The following is a 15087-nucleotide window of genomic DNA, read 5'->3' on the forward strand; positions in this document are numbered from 1 at the left end:
AAGTATGAGCGATATCATTCATTTGTTACCTGATTCGGTAGCTAACCAGATTGCTGCCGGTGAAGTGATACAACGTCCGGCATCTGTTATCAAGGAGCTAGTGGAGAATGCGATTGATGCAGATGCGCAAAATATACATGTGTTAGTGACTGATGCGGGTAAAACCTGTATTCAGGTGATTGATGATGGAAAAGGAATGTCCGAAACGGATGCCCGTCTCTCTTTTGAGCGGCATGCTACTTCCAAGATACGGGAAGCTGCGGACTTGTTTGCTTTGCGTACCATGGGATTTCGTGGGGAAGCATTGGCATCCATCGCAGCAGTGGCGCAGGTAGAACTGAAGACGCGTCCGGAATCGGAAGAACTGGGAACGAAACTGGTGATTGCGGGTTCTCAAGTGGAGAGCCAGGAGGCTATATCCTGTTCTAAAGGAAGTAACTTCTCTGTAAAGAACCTGTTCTTTAATGTGCCTGCCCGTCGTAAATTTTTAAAGGCTAATTCCACTGAATTGAGCAACATCCTTGCCGAATTTGAGCGTATCGCTTTGGTGCATCCGGAAGTTGCCTTTTCGCTTTATAGTAATGATTCGGAACTGTTCAATCTTCCGGTATCACAGTTACGCCAGCGTATTCTTGCTATTTTCGGTAAGAAGCTCAACCAGCAATTACTGAATATAGACGTGAACACTACCATGGTGAAAATCTCCGGATACGTAGCCAAACCGGAGACTGCCCGTAAGAAAGGAGCCCATCAGTATTTCTTTGTCAACGGACGTTATATGCGCCATCCTTATTTTCATAAGGCAGTCATGGAGGCTTATGAGCAGTTGATTCCCGCCGGTGAACAGATTTCCTATTTTATCTATTTTGATGTAGATCCGGCTAATATTGATGTGAATATTCACCCGACAAAGACCGAGATCAAGTTTGAGAATGAGCAGGCCATCTGGCAGATACTTTCAGCATCCGTTAAGGAATCGTTGGGTAAGTTCAGTGCTATCCCTTCCATTGATTTTGATACGGAGGATATGCCTGATATTCCGGCATTTGAGGAAAAGATATCTTCCGAACCTCCGAAGGTACATTATAATACAGATTATAATCCGTTTAAAGTCTCTGCCGGTGGCGGTGGTGGCGGATCGTATAGTCGTTCGAAAGTAGAATGGGAGGATTTGTACGGAGGGCTGACAAAAGCCAGTAAGATGAATAATCCGCAGCCGGAACCCGAAATGGATTGGGAGGATTCTTCTATTGGAGGCGAACCGGCCTTCGTGGAAGAAAAGATAGAGACGGTGACATCCGCCGCTTCTTCTACTTTGTATGCCAACGAACCGGTGATGGAAAAAGGAAATCAGCATTTGCAGTTTAAAGGGCGGTTTATTTTGACTTCAGTTAAATCGGGTCTGATGCTAATCGATCAACACCGGGCACACATACGGGTGCTTTTTGATCGCTATATGGTACAGATTCAACAGAAACAGGGAGTATCTCAGGGCGTTCTCTTCCCGGAAATATTACAATTACCGGCTTCAGAAGCTGCTGTTCTTCAAAGCATTATGGATGATTTGTCGGCAGTCGGCTTCGATTTGAGCAATCTGGGAGGCGGTAGCTATGCCATCAATGGCATCCCTTCGGGTATTGAAGGACTGAATCCGGTCGAACTGGTGCGTAATATGCTACATACAGCGATGGAAAAAGGGAATGACGTTAAGGAAGAAATCCAAAATATTCTGGCATTAACATTGGCGCGGGCAGCGGCTATTGTCTACGGACAGGTGTTGAGTAATGAAGAAATGGTAAGCCTTGTAGACAACCTTTTTGCCTGTCCCTCACCGAATTACACACCCGATGGGAAAACCGTTTTGACAACCATTAAGGAGGAGGACATCGAAAGATTATTCAAATAAAACAAATAAATTCATCTTTTCCTAAAACCTTTTAGTTCAGTTCGTGTTATTTAAATAGTTCAACAAAGAAAAAGATTTAAATAACCACTTAACTATTAGGTATATGAAAAAGATTCTGATGTTGCTGGCATTTGCCGGCGTTGCGTCTGTCGCTTCTGCGCAGCAGACAATGACTGTAACTGAATACGAAGTGATTCAGGTGCAAGATAAATATCAAGTAATAACTAATCCTTTCTGGAGTAACTGGTTCTTCTCTGTAGGAGGAGGTGCCCAGGTATTGTATGGAAACAATGACCATATCGGTAAGTTCAGAGATCGTGTTGCTCCCACATTTAACGTGTCTGTTGGTAAATGGGTAACTCCGGGATTCGGATTGCGTTTGCAGTACAGCGGATTACAAGCCAAAGGATTTACCACCAGCGAAAATGCTAATTATGTGGTTGGCGGTCCGAGAGAAGATGGTTCTTACAAACAAAGATGGGACTACATGAACTTGCATGGTGATTTGATGATTAACCTGAATGCACTTTTCGGTGGATACAATCCGAACCGTGTATATGAAATTATCCCTTATATTGGTGCCGGTTGGGCTCATGCTTATTCTCGTCCTCACACTAACTCCGCTACTTTCAATGCAGGTATTATCAACCGTTTCCGTTTGTCGAATGCTGTTGACTTAAATCTGGAGTTGAGTGCAACAGGTCTGGAAGGCAAGTTTGACGGAGAACATGGAGGTAAACCCGATTATGATGGTATTTTAGGTGCTACCATCGGGGTGACTTATTATTTCCCGACTCGCGGATTCCAACGTCCGGTTCCACAGATTATCTCTGAACTTGAATTGAACCAGATGCGTAACCAGATGAATGCAATGGCAGCAGCTAATATGCAATTACAACAGCAGTTGGCAAATGCACAACAACCGGTTGAAGTAGAAGATACTGAAGAAGTTGTTATAACAGATACTAATATTGCTCCACGTACTGTATTCTTCAAGATCGGTTCTGATAAATTGTCTCCGCAGGAAGAAATGAACTTGTCATATCTTGCCAGCAAGATAAAAGAATCTCCGAACACTACATACACAATCAACGGATATGCAGACTCTGCAACAGGTACTCCGGCTTTCAACCAGAAGTTGAGTTTGGAACGTGCACAAGTTGTTAAAGACCTGCTCGTTAAGAAGTATGGCATCTCTGCCGATAGATTGAAAGTTGCAGCCGGTGGTGGTGTTGACAAATTCGGTCAGCCGATTCTGAACCGTGTAGTATTGGTCGAATCAGCACAGTAATCATATAATTTCAGTATTCGGCGATTCTTTGTGATCGCCTGCTGAAAGAGAGAAGGCGGCTGAAAGCGAATCCTGAAATAAGGTATTTTCGCTTTCAGCTGCCTTTTCTTTTCTTATTTTAGGACCATTAATACTTGCCTGGGCTTTTGATTATGAGTTTGAGGTATATGGAAGCGCTTACACTGATTATAAATGTAGGTTGTTTTACCTTGAAGAAGCATAGCTTTAGGGAACGTAAAGCATAGCTTTTGCCTACCTAAAGCTACGCTTTAGAGGGGGAATAAGAGGTACTCCACACTTCCTCTGCAAATAGCTATTTTTTCAATCCTCTTCACCTTTCTTCTGAACTCTCGATGAATAAACTGTTTGCGGGTGAAGGGAGGACTTTTCATTACCGTATTCATCACATTACATATCGAAAAATGTCATTACAGTGCTTTCTAAAATCATTGCATTAATTGTGGCAAACACTGCAATGTTTTTTTTAATCATCCCAATGAAAAAAATAATCTATTAGCATATTTGTTTTTGCTATTAGCATCTTCCTTTTAGCTATAATGATATTCTGATTAGCTATAATGAAATTACATACAAAGCAAAGTGAAAGGGCTTGAATCTCTGTTAATTCACTCTTGATTTGAATCATTCTTACTGGAATAATCGCTCTGTGTAGCAATATTTTATATATTTGTGATATGGAACTCAAATCTAAAATATTATGGACGATATAAATACCGTATACGCACTACTCGTTTTAATTATGTTTTTTGTTTTATTGAGTAGGCTGGATAATCGTTTTGGGAAGATAGAAAGAGAACTGAACGAGATAAAAAAACGGATGGATGATTATCTCAAAGTTCAGCAAAGAGGGGTTACTGAAAAGGTAAAGCCTGAAGGAGAAGCATTGAAAAAGGAAAACGAAGATATCTCTGCATCACCTCAAATAATAGAAAAAACTTCGACACTAGAGACTAAACAGCAAAAAGAAACTGTACCGGAAAAACAGAAGCCGGTTGTTGAAACAGTTATCCGTGAGGCACTGGAAGGAACACGTGAAAAGACGGTTGAAACAGAATTGGAAGATGTTTGTGTTGAGGCTGTTCCAAGACAAAAGAAACAAGTGAACTATGAGAAGTTCATCGGTGAGAATCTCTTCGGAAAGATCGGTATCCTTATATTCGTCATCGGTGTAGGTTTCTTTGTGAAGTATGCTATTGATAAGAATTGGATCAATGAGACTTTCCGTACCGTACTTGGTTTCCTGACGGGAGCTGTATTGCTGGCCGTTGCCGAACGGTTGCAAAAGAAATATCGTACATTTAGCTCGTTACTTGCGGGTGGCGCTTTTGCTGTATTCTATCTTACGGTTGCCATTGCATTCCATTATTATCATATCTTCTCGCAGACTATGGCGTTTATCATTCTGATAGGCGTCACTGTATTTATGTCTGTTCTGTCTGTGGTATACAATCGGCGCGAACTGGCTATCATTTCACTTGTCGGAGGATTTCTTGCACCTTTCATCGTAAGCAGTGGAGAGGGAAGTTATCTGGTACTGTTCACTTATGTAAGTATCCTGAATCTCGGTATGTTCGGACTTTCCATTTATAAGAAGTGGGGTGAGCTTCCGATGATCTCATTTGTCTTTACCTGGCTGATAATGGGAATCTTTCTTTTATTTAGCTATACCTCCAGTTCTACAGTTATTTCGGGGCACTTGTTTTTGTTTACCACTCTGTTTTATTTTATCTTTCTACTTCCGGTGTTCTCTATTCTTCGTGGGGAAGATATGCGAACAATGAGTCGGGGGCTGGTATTCGTCATTATAACGAATAACTTTATTTATCTGCTTTCGGGAGCTTTGTTCTTGCGGAATATGGGATGGTCTTTCAAAGCAAGCGGTTTGTTGAGCCTATTCATTGCTCTTGTTAATTTAGGACTGGTGCTTTGGTTATGGAAGAGCCGGAAAGACTATAAATTCCTGGTGTATACCACTCTGGGGCTTGTGTTGACATTTGTCTCTATTACCGTTCCGATTCAGTTGGATGGAAACTGTATAACATTAGTTTGGGCGTCAGAAATGGTGTTATTATTATGGCTTTATATCAAGTCGAGAATCCGGGTATATGAATATGCGGCAAAGATACTGGTAGGACTCACCTTTATTTCTTACCTGATGGATATATATAATGTAGTAATGCATGAGCATCATGCTGTCAGCACTATTTTCCTGAACAGTTCATTTGCCACCTCTTTGTTTGTAGGGCTGGCTATGGGAGCATTTGCTCTGTTGATGGGGTATTATAGACCATTCTTCTCTACAGCCCGTCAACTGAAATATGGTTTCTGGAATCTTTTCATGCTTTTTGTCTCTGTAGCCATACTTTATTATACATTTATGATGGAGTTTCACCTGCATTTTGAGGGAGCTACGAGGAGCGGAGCAATGTTCTTGTTTACTGCCATTGCCATTTCGAGTGTTTGTTATTCTTTTAGAAAACGATTCCCGATCACCCAATGTCTGACTTTCTATATGTTAGCTATTGGGATAAATACGCTTGTATATATCATAAATATATGGGGAGATCAATGGGAGAACATGGCTTTTGTGCCTGTTGTACTACGATGGTTCACGGCAGCATTTGTAATAGCGAATATATGCTATGTGGCACGCCAATACTATCTATTAATCGGCATCAAGAGTCGTTTCACTATTTATCTCAATATTCTGGTCACTCTTCTTTGGGTGACAATGGTACGCTCTTTCCTCTGGCAGGTAGGAGTGGATGATTTCAGTGCCGGACTTTCGCTTTCATTAAGTATTGCCGGATTTGTTCAGATGGGACTAGGGATGCGTTTGCATCAGAAAGTCATGCGCATGATAAGCCTTTCGACTTTTGGAATCGTTCTGCTTAAACTTGTATTTGATGATTTGTGGGCAATGCCTACTATCGGTAAGATCATTGTATTCATCATTCTCGGACTGATATTACTGATACTTTCATTCCTTTATCAGAAATTAAAGGATGTATTATTCAAGAATGATGAAGATGAAGTTAGCTAAATCTTAAATTATATATTATAATAAAGGCTGCCATTCTTTCTTAGAGTAGGCAGCCTTTACTTTATATGATACGTTTTTATGCAAACTTCCTTATTCCTGTGAGAAACGTTTTACCTGTTCCTCGATTAACTCCTTGTCATCGAAATAATTAATCTTCATTGCTTTTTTCACATCTGCCAAAGTCTCGGCAGCAGCAGCTCTGGCTACTTCGCATCCTTGCTGAAGCATGTCATAGATAGCTGGAATATCTTTGCTGAACTCTTTACGACGATTACGAATCGGTTCGAGTATTTCTTGCATAATAGAATTCAGGAAACGTTTCACTTTTACGTCGCCCAGTCCGCCGCGTTGATAATGTGCTTTCAATTCTGCCAGATTCGGATAATCCGGTAAGTAGCGTTCGAAATGTTCGGGGAGGCAGAAGGCGTCAAGGTAAGTGAATACGGTGTTACCTTCAATCTTTCCCGGGTCTTGTACACGGAGATGTCCCGGATCGGTATACATACTCATGATCTTCTTCTGGATTTCTTCCGGTTCTTCCGAAAGGTAGATACAGTTTCCGAGTGATTTACTCATTTTAGCTTTACCGTCAGTTCCCGGAAGACGCAGGCAGGCTGCATTGTCCGGCAACAGGATTTCCGGTTCTACCAATGTCTCACCATATATATAGTTGAAACGGCGAACGATTTCACGAGCCTGTTCAAGCATTGGTTCCTGGTCTTCACCCACAGGGACAGTTGTTGCACGGAATGCTGTGATGTCCGCTGCCTGGCTGATAGGATAAGTGAAAAAACCTACAGGAATACTTGCTTCAAAGTTGCGCATCTGGATTTCCGATTTCACAGTCGGGTTACGTTGCAGGCGAGATACGCTTACAAGGTCCATATAATAGAAACTAAGCTCGCATAATTCCGGAATTTGCGACTGTATGAAGATGGTAGCTTTAGACGGATCTATGCCACAAGCCAGATAGTCAAGGGCTACTTCAATTACATTCTGACGCACCTTCTCCGGATTGTCTATATTGTCTGTCAATGCCTGCGAATCGGCAATGAAGATAAACATCTTGCTATAATCACCTGCATTTTGCAGGTCAACTCTGCGTTTCAACGAGCCTACATAGTGACCGATATGAAGTCTTCCGGTAGGACGGTCGCCCGTCAATATGATTTTTTCTTTTCCCATATTTTATTACCTTATTATATAATGGCGACAAAGATAAGGATAAAAACTGAAAGATACATCAAAATGTAGTTACTTCATGATTTGTGCTTACTATGATAAAAAAGTATTCATTAAAAAGCTAACGGAAAAAACAACCGTTTCATTGACGCGGTAAACTATTTCAGTAAAAAATGAACGTTTCTTTTTGTCATTTGCAAAATATGTCGTTACTTTGCACAAATTTTGATATTAACAATGAATCAACAGGAAATCAGAAGTAAGTATTATCTACATTCGGATGTTTTGCACCCGGAAACGGCAGACTTCTTCTCTTTTCTCCAAAAACGATATTTTAGTTCTTTGGTAATGCGTTAATCCTTTTTTGAGGGTAACGCATTTTTTTTATGGACGAACTTAGAAATAACAACTTATTATAACAACAAAAGAAATGGAAAAGGAAATCAAGAAAGTTCTCGTTTTGGGTTCTGGAGCACTCAAAATCGGACAAGCCGGAGAGTTCGACTACTCTGGTTCACAAGCACTGAAAGCTTTGAAAGAAGAAGGTATCAGCTCAGTATTGGTAAACCCGAACATCGCAACCATTCAGACTTCTGAAGGTATTGCCGATAAAGTGTATTTCCTTCCCGTAAATACTTATTTTGTAGAAGAAATTATCAAGAAAGAACGTCCTGATGGTATCTTGCTGGCATTCGGCGGACAGACTGCGTTGAACTGCGGTGCGGAACTCTACACACAGGGTATTCTTGATAAATACGGAGTAAAGGTGCTTGGTACATCGGTAGAAGCTATCATGTATACAGAAGACCGTGATTTGTTCGTGAAGAAACTGAACGAAATCGAGATGAAGACTCCGGTTAGCCAGGCAGTAGAAAACATGGAAGATGCCATTGCTGCTGCACGCAGAATCGGTTATCCTGTCATGGTACGTTCTGCTTATGCATTGGGTGGTCTTGGTAGCGGTATCTGTGCCGACGAAGAAGAATTCCTGAAATTGGCTGAAAGCTCCTTTGCTTTCTCTAAACAGATTCTGGTAGAAGAATCGTTGAAAGGCTGGAAAGAAATCGAATTTGAAGTGATCCGTGACGCTAACGACCATTGCTTCACAGTAGCCAGCATGGAAAACTTTGACCCGCTGGGTATCCATACCGGTGAATCCATCGTAGTGGCTCCTACCTGTTCACTGGATGATAAAGAATTGACTCTGTTGAAGGAACTTTCTACTAAATGTATCCGTCACCTCGGTATCGTGGGTGAGTGTAACATTCAGTATGCTTTCAACTCTGATACGGACGACTACCGTGTGATTGAAGTAAATGCCCGTTTGAGCCGTTCTTCTGCATTGGCGTCTAAAGCTACCGGTTATCCGTTGGCATTCGTTGCTGCTAAAGTAGCACTCGGCTATACACTCGACCAGATTGGTGAGATGGGGACTCCGAATTCTGCATACGTAGCTCCGCAACTTGACTACTATATCTGTAAAATCCCTCGTTGGGACTTGACGAAGTTTGCCGGTGTATCCCGTGAAATCGGTTCAAGCATGAAATCGGTAGGTGAAATCATGTCTATCGGTCGCTCTTTTGAAGAAATCATCCAGAAAGGTCTTCGTATGATCGGTCAGGGTATGCATGGTTTCGTAGGTAATGACGAACTGCACTTTGATGATCTTGATAAAGAGCTTTCTCGTCCGACAGACTTGCGTGTTTTCGCTATCGCACAAGCAATGGAAGAAGGTTATACCATCGAACGTATTCATGACCTGACAAAGATTGACCCATGGTTCCTTGGCAAACTGAAAAATATCGTAGACTACAAAGCGAAACTGTCTACCTATAATAAGGTAGAAGATATACCTGCCGATGTAATGCGTGAAGCTAAAGTGTTAGGTTTCTCCGACTTCCAGATCGCCCGTTTCGTACTGAATCCAACCGGAAACATGGAGAAAGAAAACCTGGCAGTGCGTGCTCATCGTAAATCTATGGGTATCCTCCCGGCTGTAAAACGTATTAATACAGTTGCTTCCGAACATCCGGAACTGACTAACTATCTGTATATGACTTATGCAGTGGAAGGTTATGATGTAAACTATTATAAGAATGAAAAATCAGTAGTCGTACTGGGTTCGGGTGCTTACCGTATCGGTAGCTCTGTAGAATTTGACTGGTGTTCGGTAAATGCCGTTCAGACAGCCCGCAAATTGGGTTACAAATCTATCATGATTAACTACAACCCTGAAACGGTTTCTACTGACTATGATATGTGCGACCGTCTGTACTTCGACGAGCTTTCGTTCGAACGTGTACTCGACGTAATCGATCTGGAACAACCTCGCGGTGTGATTGTCTCTGTAGGTGGACAGATTCCGAACAACCTGGCTATGAAACTTTACCGCCAGTCGGTTCCTGTATTGGGTACTTCTCCGATCTCTATCGACCGTGCTGAAAACCGTAACAAGTTCTCTGCTATGCTTGACCAACTGGGTATCGACCAGCCGGCATGGATGGAACTTACCAGTCTCGAAGAGGTGAAAGGATTCGTAGAAAAAGTAGGCTATCCGGTATTGGTTCGTCCTTCTTACGTTCTTTCAGGAGCTGCTATGAATGTTTGCTACGATGACGAAGAATTGGAAAACTTCCTGAAGATGGCTGCCGAAGTTTCTAAAGAATACCCGGTAGTTGTTTCTCAATTCCTTGAAAATACAAAAGAAATTGAATTTGATGCTGTTGCCCAGAATGGTGAAGTGGTGGAATACGCAATTTCTGAACATGTGGAATTTGCCGGTGTTCACTCCGGTGACGCTACACTGGTATTCCCGGCACAGAAGATTTACTTTGCAACGGCACGCCGTATCAAGAAAATCAGCCGTCAGATTGCTAAAGAACTTAATATCTCCGGTCCGTTCAATATCCAGTTCCTGGCTCGTAACAACGAAGTGAAAGTAATCGAATGTAACTTGCGTGCTTCTCGTAGTTTCCCGTTTGTTTCTAAAGTACTGAAACGTAACTTCATCGAAACAGCTACCCGCATCATGTTGGATGCTCCGTACTCACGTCCGGATAAATCTGCATTTGATATCGACTGGATTGGTGTAAAAGCATCTCAGTTCTCTTTCTCTCGTCTGCACAAGGCTGACCCGGTATTGGGTGTGGATATGTCTTCTACAGGTGAAGTTGGATGTATCGGTGATGATTTCTCTGAAGCATTGCTGAATGCAATGATCGCTACCGGATTCAAGATTCCTGAAAGAGCAGTAATGTTCTCTTCCGGTGCTATGAAGTCGAAAGTGGATTTGCTGGATGCCAGCCGTATGCTGTTTGCTAAGGGATATCAGATTTATGCTACTGCCGGAACTGCTGCATTCCTGAATGCTCATGGAGTAGACGCGACTCCGGTTTACTGGCCGGATGAGAAACCAGGTGCAGAGAATAATGTTATGAAGATGATCGCTGACCATAAGTTTGACCTGATCGTAAACATTCCGAAGAATCATAGCAAACGTGAATTAACGAATGGCTATCGTATCCGTCGTGGTGCAATCGATCACAACATTCCATTGATTACAAATGCTCGTCTGGCAAGTGCCTTTATCGAAGCATTCTGTGAATTGAAATTGGGTGATATTCAGATCAAGAGCTGGCAGGAATATAAATAAACTGCTTTAGCTGTTTATCAAAATAAAAAGAACTCCCTCTTTGGAATGCCAAAGGGGGAGTTTTTTGTTTAAGTTGTCTTGTTGCGAATAGATGTTTTCTGTTATTTGCTTACACGATAATTGTGTACTTTCAGATTCTCTATCCGGCTATTGAAGTTTCCGGCTTTCTCGAGCGGGAAAAACAATGTGCGTATATAACTCATAGAATCTTTTCCTGCATTGAAATAACATTTCTGTATGTTCATTTCTTCAACAACCTTTCCGTTTACTCTGAGTGTGGTACTACGATGATCGCCTTCAATCTGAATGGTCGCTTTCTCTCCCGGATTCACTTTATATGGGAACGTATTCAAATAACCATCGCGTGCAAAACCCATCATCCCTCGAATTGGATCTGCTAGATAGAATACGGCATTGGGTGAACGGAACAATTCTGTTCCGCTTTTCTCTGGTGCTCCGGTAATGTCGAAGCTGACTGTATAATTATAGCCGATTTCCGGGTAAGTGGAAGTGCTGCCGGGAGCAACGGTAGAACGCTCATATACCAATGCCGGACTCTTGCCGATTCTTCCCAATTGATTGACTCCGGGGGCTTCACTGATAGCACTACGCTTTTCATTATACACTTCGAATGGCAGACTGGTTTCTTTCCCTGTCCATGTCTTCACTGCTAGAGTTTGTAACGCAGGGAATACACGGTGATGAATGTCTTTCACGGAAATTCCATTACCTGCATGGTCGTTCCAGATGGCAAACATGCCACCGAGAATAGCAGGGTGCTTTTCTTCGAATACGGCTTTCCCGATATGTGCCGGTGTCCATTCTTTATATAAAAATACCTCGTTAAGATAATCCTGATAGTAACCGGCTAATGGAACAATGTAAACCATTGCATCCGGAATGCTGATTAGCTGGTAGCCGTCTTTTATCATGGTTGCTGGGTCGGCATATCCGTTATACCAGGCATTCATAATGATATTTTCTGATTTGACAGGGGTGTCTCCTTTAGCATGAGTGAGAGCGCCCCATATCACGGCTTGTTTGCCAAAGCCTTCTACCAGCCGGATATAATGGTCGGTGAAAGCCCGGAATTTTTCTACTACCTCTTTCTTGGCATTCGAGTATTCGTCGGTACCGATATGCACACGCTTGCCCACGAATACAGGGTCGTCACCTTTCAGGTATTCTTTGAACAGATTGTCTGCAAATTGATAGGTTTCCGGTTTGAATAAGTCAAGATGATCCATTCCGTACTCCTTGCTCCCAATTTCCGGTTTGTAATGAGTGAATGCTAATGAATGTGCCGGAATATCAATTTCCGGTATAATCTCTACAAAGTTGGTTGCAGCTTGTTTCTGAAAATCAATAAATTCTTTTTTAGAATAAGAACCGTCGCGGGCTGTGAGTCCCGGATAAGTTTCGGACTCCAGACGGAAAGCAGCATAAGTCTTGTCCCAGTTGTTATCAAAATATTGCTTGAATCCATTATCATTCAGATGGACTTGCAGGGTATTCATCTTGTAATAAGCCATTATTTTTACCAGATCCTGAAGATAGCTCATCGGAATGAATTTACGACCGCAGTCTATCATGAATCCCCGGATGGAGTAGTCGGGATAGTCGCGGATTATTCCTTTAGGAAATGAGTGCTCCTGGCTTTGTTCTGCTATTTGCAAGAGGGTACGTGTGCTCCAGTAAAGCCCTGTCAGGGTGGGGGCAGAAGTCGTGATCCGATCGGTAATCTTGATTTCATAACCCTCTTCTCCCAGCTTTTTGTCAGCTGACAGTGATAGGATGAAGTCTCCGGGTGTGGCTTTGCCTTGAGTTACGCTTAATGTTTTTCCGAACATTTGCTGATAATCGTCGGCAAACATTTGGGCTATTCTCAGCAATTCTGGATTTGCAGAGGTGCATACTATCTTTGCATTTGTTCCCGGAGTGAAATTACCATCTTTTCCTGTCCATTGTTTGAGTTCGGGGACAACAAAAGGTTTAGAGTTTACGCTGGCATAGGATAAACTGCCATACAAACAGAAGATTGTCAATAAGCATAACACTTTCAGGGGGATTAGTGTGTATGTCATAATGGGGGTGTTTTTGTTATTAATAAATGATTAAAGTTAATTATTGGCTGAATTTAGGGATAATCTGTCTATTAGCCAGCAAGAGAAGCGATTTATTTTTTATTTTTGTTTTTCGAAAAGATAAAATCAGATTTAACAATGTTAGTACTTCTATCTTGTGCCAAGACTATGAGTGAAACTTCAAAGGTGAAAGTTCCTTTGAAAACGGTTCCACGATTTCAAAAAGAAGCTTCCGGGATTGCTTTGCAGATGTCACAGTTTTCGGTGGACGAACTGGAACGCCTGTTGCGTGTGAATGCTAAAATAGCTGTGGAAAATTACAAGCGTTATCAGGCTTTTCATGCGGAGGGTACACCGGAACTGCCTGCTTTATTGGCTTATACCGGAATTGTGTTCAAACGGTTGAATGCAAAAGATTTCTCGAAAGTAGAATTTGAATATGCGCAGGAACACTTGCGGCTGACTTCTTTTTGTTATGGACTGTTGAGGCCTTTGGACGTTATTCGTTCCTATCGGTTGGAAGGAGATGTAGTGCTGCCTGAACTGGGTAATCAGACGATGTTTTCTTATTGGCAGTCCCGTTTGACGGATGTGTTCATTGAAGACATCAAGAAAGCCGGCGGCATACTTTGCAATTTGGCCAGTGACGAGATGAAAAGCTTGTTTGATTGGAAGCGGGTGGAAAAAGAGGTGCATGTCATCACTCCCGAATTTCAAGTATGGAAGAATGGAAAATTGGCTTCGATAGTGATATATATCAAAATGTCCCGTGGTGAAATGACACGGTTCATTCTGAAGAATCGAATTGAAAATCCGGAGGATCTGAAAAGCTTCTCTTGGGAAGGGTTTGAATTTAACGAATCTCTTTCGAACGAAAAGAAGTTTGTATTTACTAACGGCAAAGAAATATAAGGTATGACGGAAGTTGAGAAGATGCGTAGTAGCCAGTTGGCTGATATGTCTGCACCGGAGTTGCAGGTACGTTTTGAACATGCCAAAAAACTATTGGCACGTATGCGGGGAATGAGTACGTACGATGAGGGTTATAGAGAATTATTGGATAAGTTGGTACCGGGGATTCCTGAAACTTCCATTATATGCCCGCCTTTCCATTGCGATCACGGAGACGGAATCAAGTTGGGTGAACATGTGTTTGTTAATGCCAATTGCACTTTCCTGGATGGAGGATATATCACAATTGGTACTCATACACTGGTCGGTCCTTGTGTGCAGATTTATACGCCTCATCATCCGATGGATTATCAGGAAAGAAGAGGCTCTAAGGAATATGCTTATCCGGTGACGATTGGCGAAGACTGCTGGATTGGTGGCGGCGCTATTATCTGTCCCGGTGTGACGATTGGTAATCGTTGTGTGATAGGAGCGGGGAGTGTTGTGACGAAAGATATTCCCGACGACAGTGTTGCAGTCGGGAATCCGGCACGGGTGATTCGTAAATAAGTTGCTTTATCTGGTAGACAGACTGGACGAAGTGAAAGTTGTGAGAAAAAAAACTTTTTTGTATTATTTGTTGATAATCAGAGCTTTTCTTTATTGCGCAAAAACTTTCTTGAAAAATAATACATGAAATGTTTGCAGAATTCAAAAAATGCCGTACCTTTGCATCGCTTTTGAAACGGAAGTGTACGGGCGTTTAGCTCAGCTGGTTCAGAGCATCTGCCTTACAAGCAGAGGGTCGGCGGTTCGAATCCGTCAACGCCCACACAAAAAAACGAAACACTTCCGGCTCATTAACAAGGGCGTTTAGCTCAGCTGGTTCAGAGCATCTGCCTTACAAGCAGAGGGTCGGCGGTTCGAATCCGTCAACGCCCACTATAAAACAGAGTCTTACGAAGAAATTCGTGAGGCTTTTTTTATTTCTTACCGCTTTTATACAAACTTTCTCTA

General features: G+C 42.2%; 8 protein-coding genes and 2 tRNA genes. 8 read left to right on the forward strand and 2 right to left on the reverse strand.

Annotated elements, in window-relative coordinates; genetic code table 11:
- The first annotated feature begins 4 nt into the window (after positions 1-4).
- The 3 genes from mutL (at position 5) to KSX81_RS15760 (ending at position 6261) form a co-directional block, all read left to right on the forward strand.
- A complete protein-coding gene (gene mutL / locus KSX81_RS15750) occupies positions 5-1906 on the forward strand; it encodes a DNA mismatch repair endonuclease MutL (RefSeq protein ID WP_004297175.1) in 1902 nt (633 codons plus the stop codon).
- 103 nt (positions 1907-2009) lie between these two features.
- On the forward strand, positions 2010-3197 hold the full coding sequence (locus KSX81_RS15755; RefSeq protein WP_004297176.1) for an OmpA family protein: 1188 nt from the start codon (positions 2010-2012) through the stop codon (positions 3195-3197).
- 718 nt (positions 3198-3915) lie between these two features.
- The gene (locus KSX81_RS15760; protein ID WP_128131787.1) at positions 3916-6261 is read left to right on the forward strand and encodes a DUF2339 domain-containing protein; all 2346 of its coding nucleotides are present in this window, start codon (positions 3916-3918) and stop codon (positions 6259-6261) included.
- A gap of 90 nt (positions 6262-6351) precedes the next feature.
- Here the strand turns inward: KSX81_RS15760 and trpS are convergent, their stop codons facing one another.
- On the reverse strand, positions 6352-7446 hold the full coding sequence (gene trpS, locus KSX81_RS15765; protein ID WP_004297181.1) for a tryptophan--tRNA ligase: 1095 nt from the start codon (positions 7444-7446) through the stop codon (positions 6352-6354).
- A 427-nt stretch (positions 7447-7873) separates the two neighbouring features.
- Here trpS and carB point away from each other — a divergent pair, with 427 nt between their 5' ends.
- Positions 7874-11095 (forward strand): carbamoyl-phosphate synthase (glutamine-hydrolyzing) large subunit, encoded by a 3222-nt coding sequence (gene carB / locus KSX81_RS15770; RefSeq protein ID WP_004297184.1) that lies wholly within the window; start codon positions 7874-7876, stop codon positions 11093-11095.
- Positions 11096-11196: 101 nt separating this feature from the next.
- On the opposite strand, the gene KSX81_RS15775 is transcribed toward carB, so the two are convergent.
- Positions 11197-13179 (reverse strand): family 20 glycosylhydrolase, encoded by a 1983-nt coding sequence (locus KSX81_RS15775; protein ID WP_004297185.1) that lies wholly within the window; start codon positions 13177-13179, stop codon positions 11197-11199.
- Positions 13180-13317: 138 nt separating this feature from the next.
- Here KSX81_RS15775 and yaaA point away from each other — a divergent pair, with 138 nt between their 5' ends.
- The 4 genes from yaaA to KSX81_RS15795 all read left to right on the forward strand — a co-directional run bounded on the left by yaaA (position 13318) and on the right by KSX81_RS15795 (position 15012).
- A complete protein-coding gene (gene yaaA / locus KSX81_RS15780) occupies positions 13318-14091 on the forward strand; it encodes a peroxide stress protein YaaA (RefSeq protein WP_004297186.1) in 774 nt (257 codons plus the stop codon).
- A 3-nt stretch (positions 14092-14094) separates the two neighbouring features.
- Positions 14095-14640 (forward strand): sugar O-acetyltransferase, encoded by a 546-nt coding sequence (locus KSX81_RS15785; protein ID WP_004297187.1) that lies wholly within the window; start codon positions 14095-14097, stop codon positions 14638-14640.
- Positions 14641-14827: 187 nt separating this feature from the next.
- Positions 14828-14902, forward strand: a tRNA-Val gene (locus KSX81_RS15790).
- A 35-nt stretch (positions 14903-14937) separates the two neighbouring features.
- Positions 14938-15012 (forward strand) — tRNA-Val (locus KSX81_RS15795).
- The last annotated feature ends 75 nt before the right edge of the window (positions 15013-15087 follow it).

Source organism: Bacteroides sp. MSK.18.37, from assembly GCF_019129155.2.
Classification (GTDB): Bacteria; Bacteroidota; Bacteroidia; order Bacteroidales; family Bacteroidaceae; genus Bacteroides; species Bacteroides ovatus.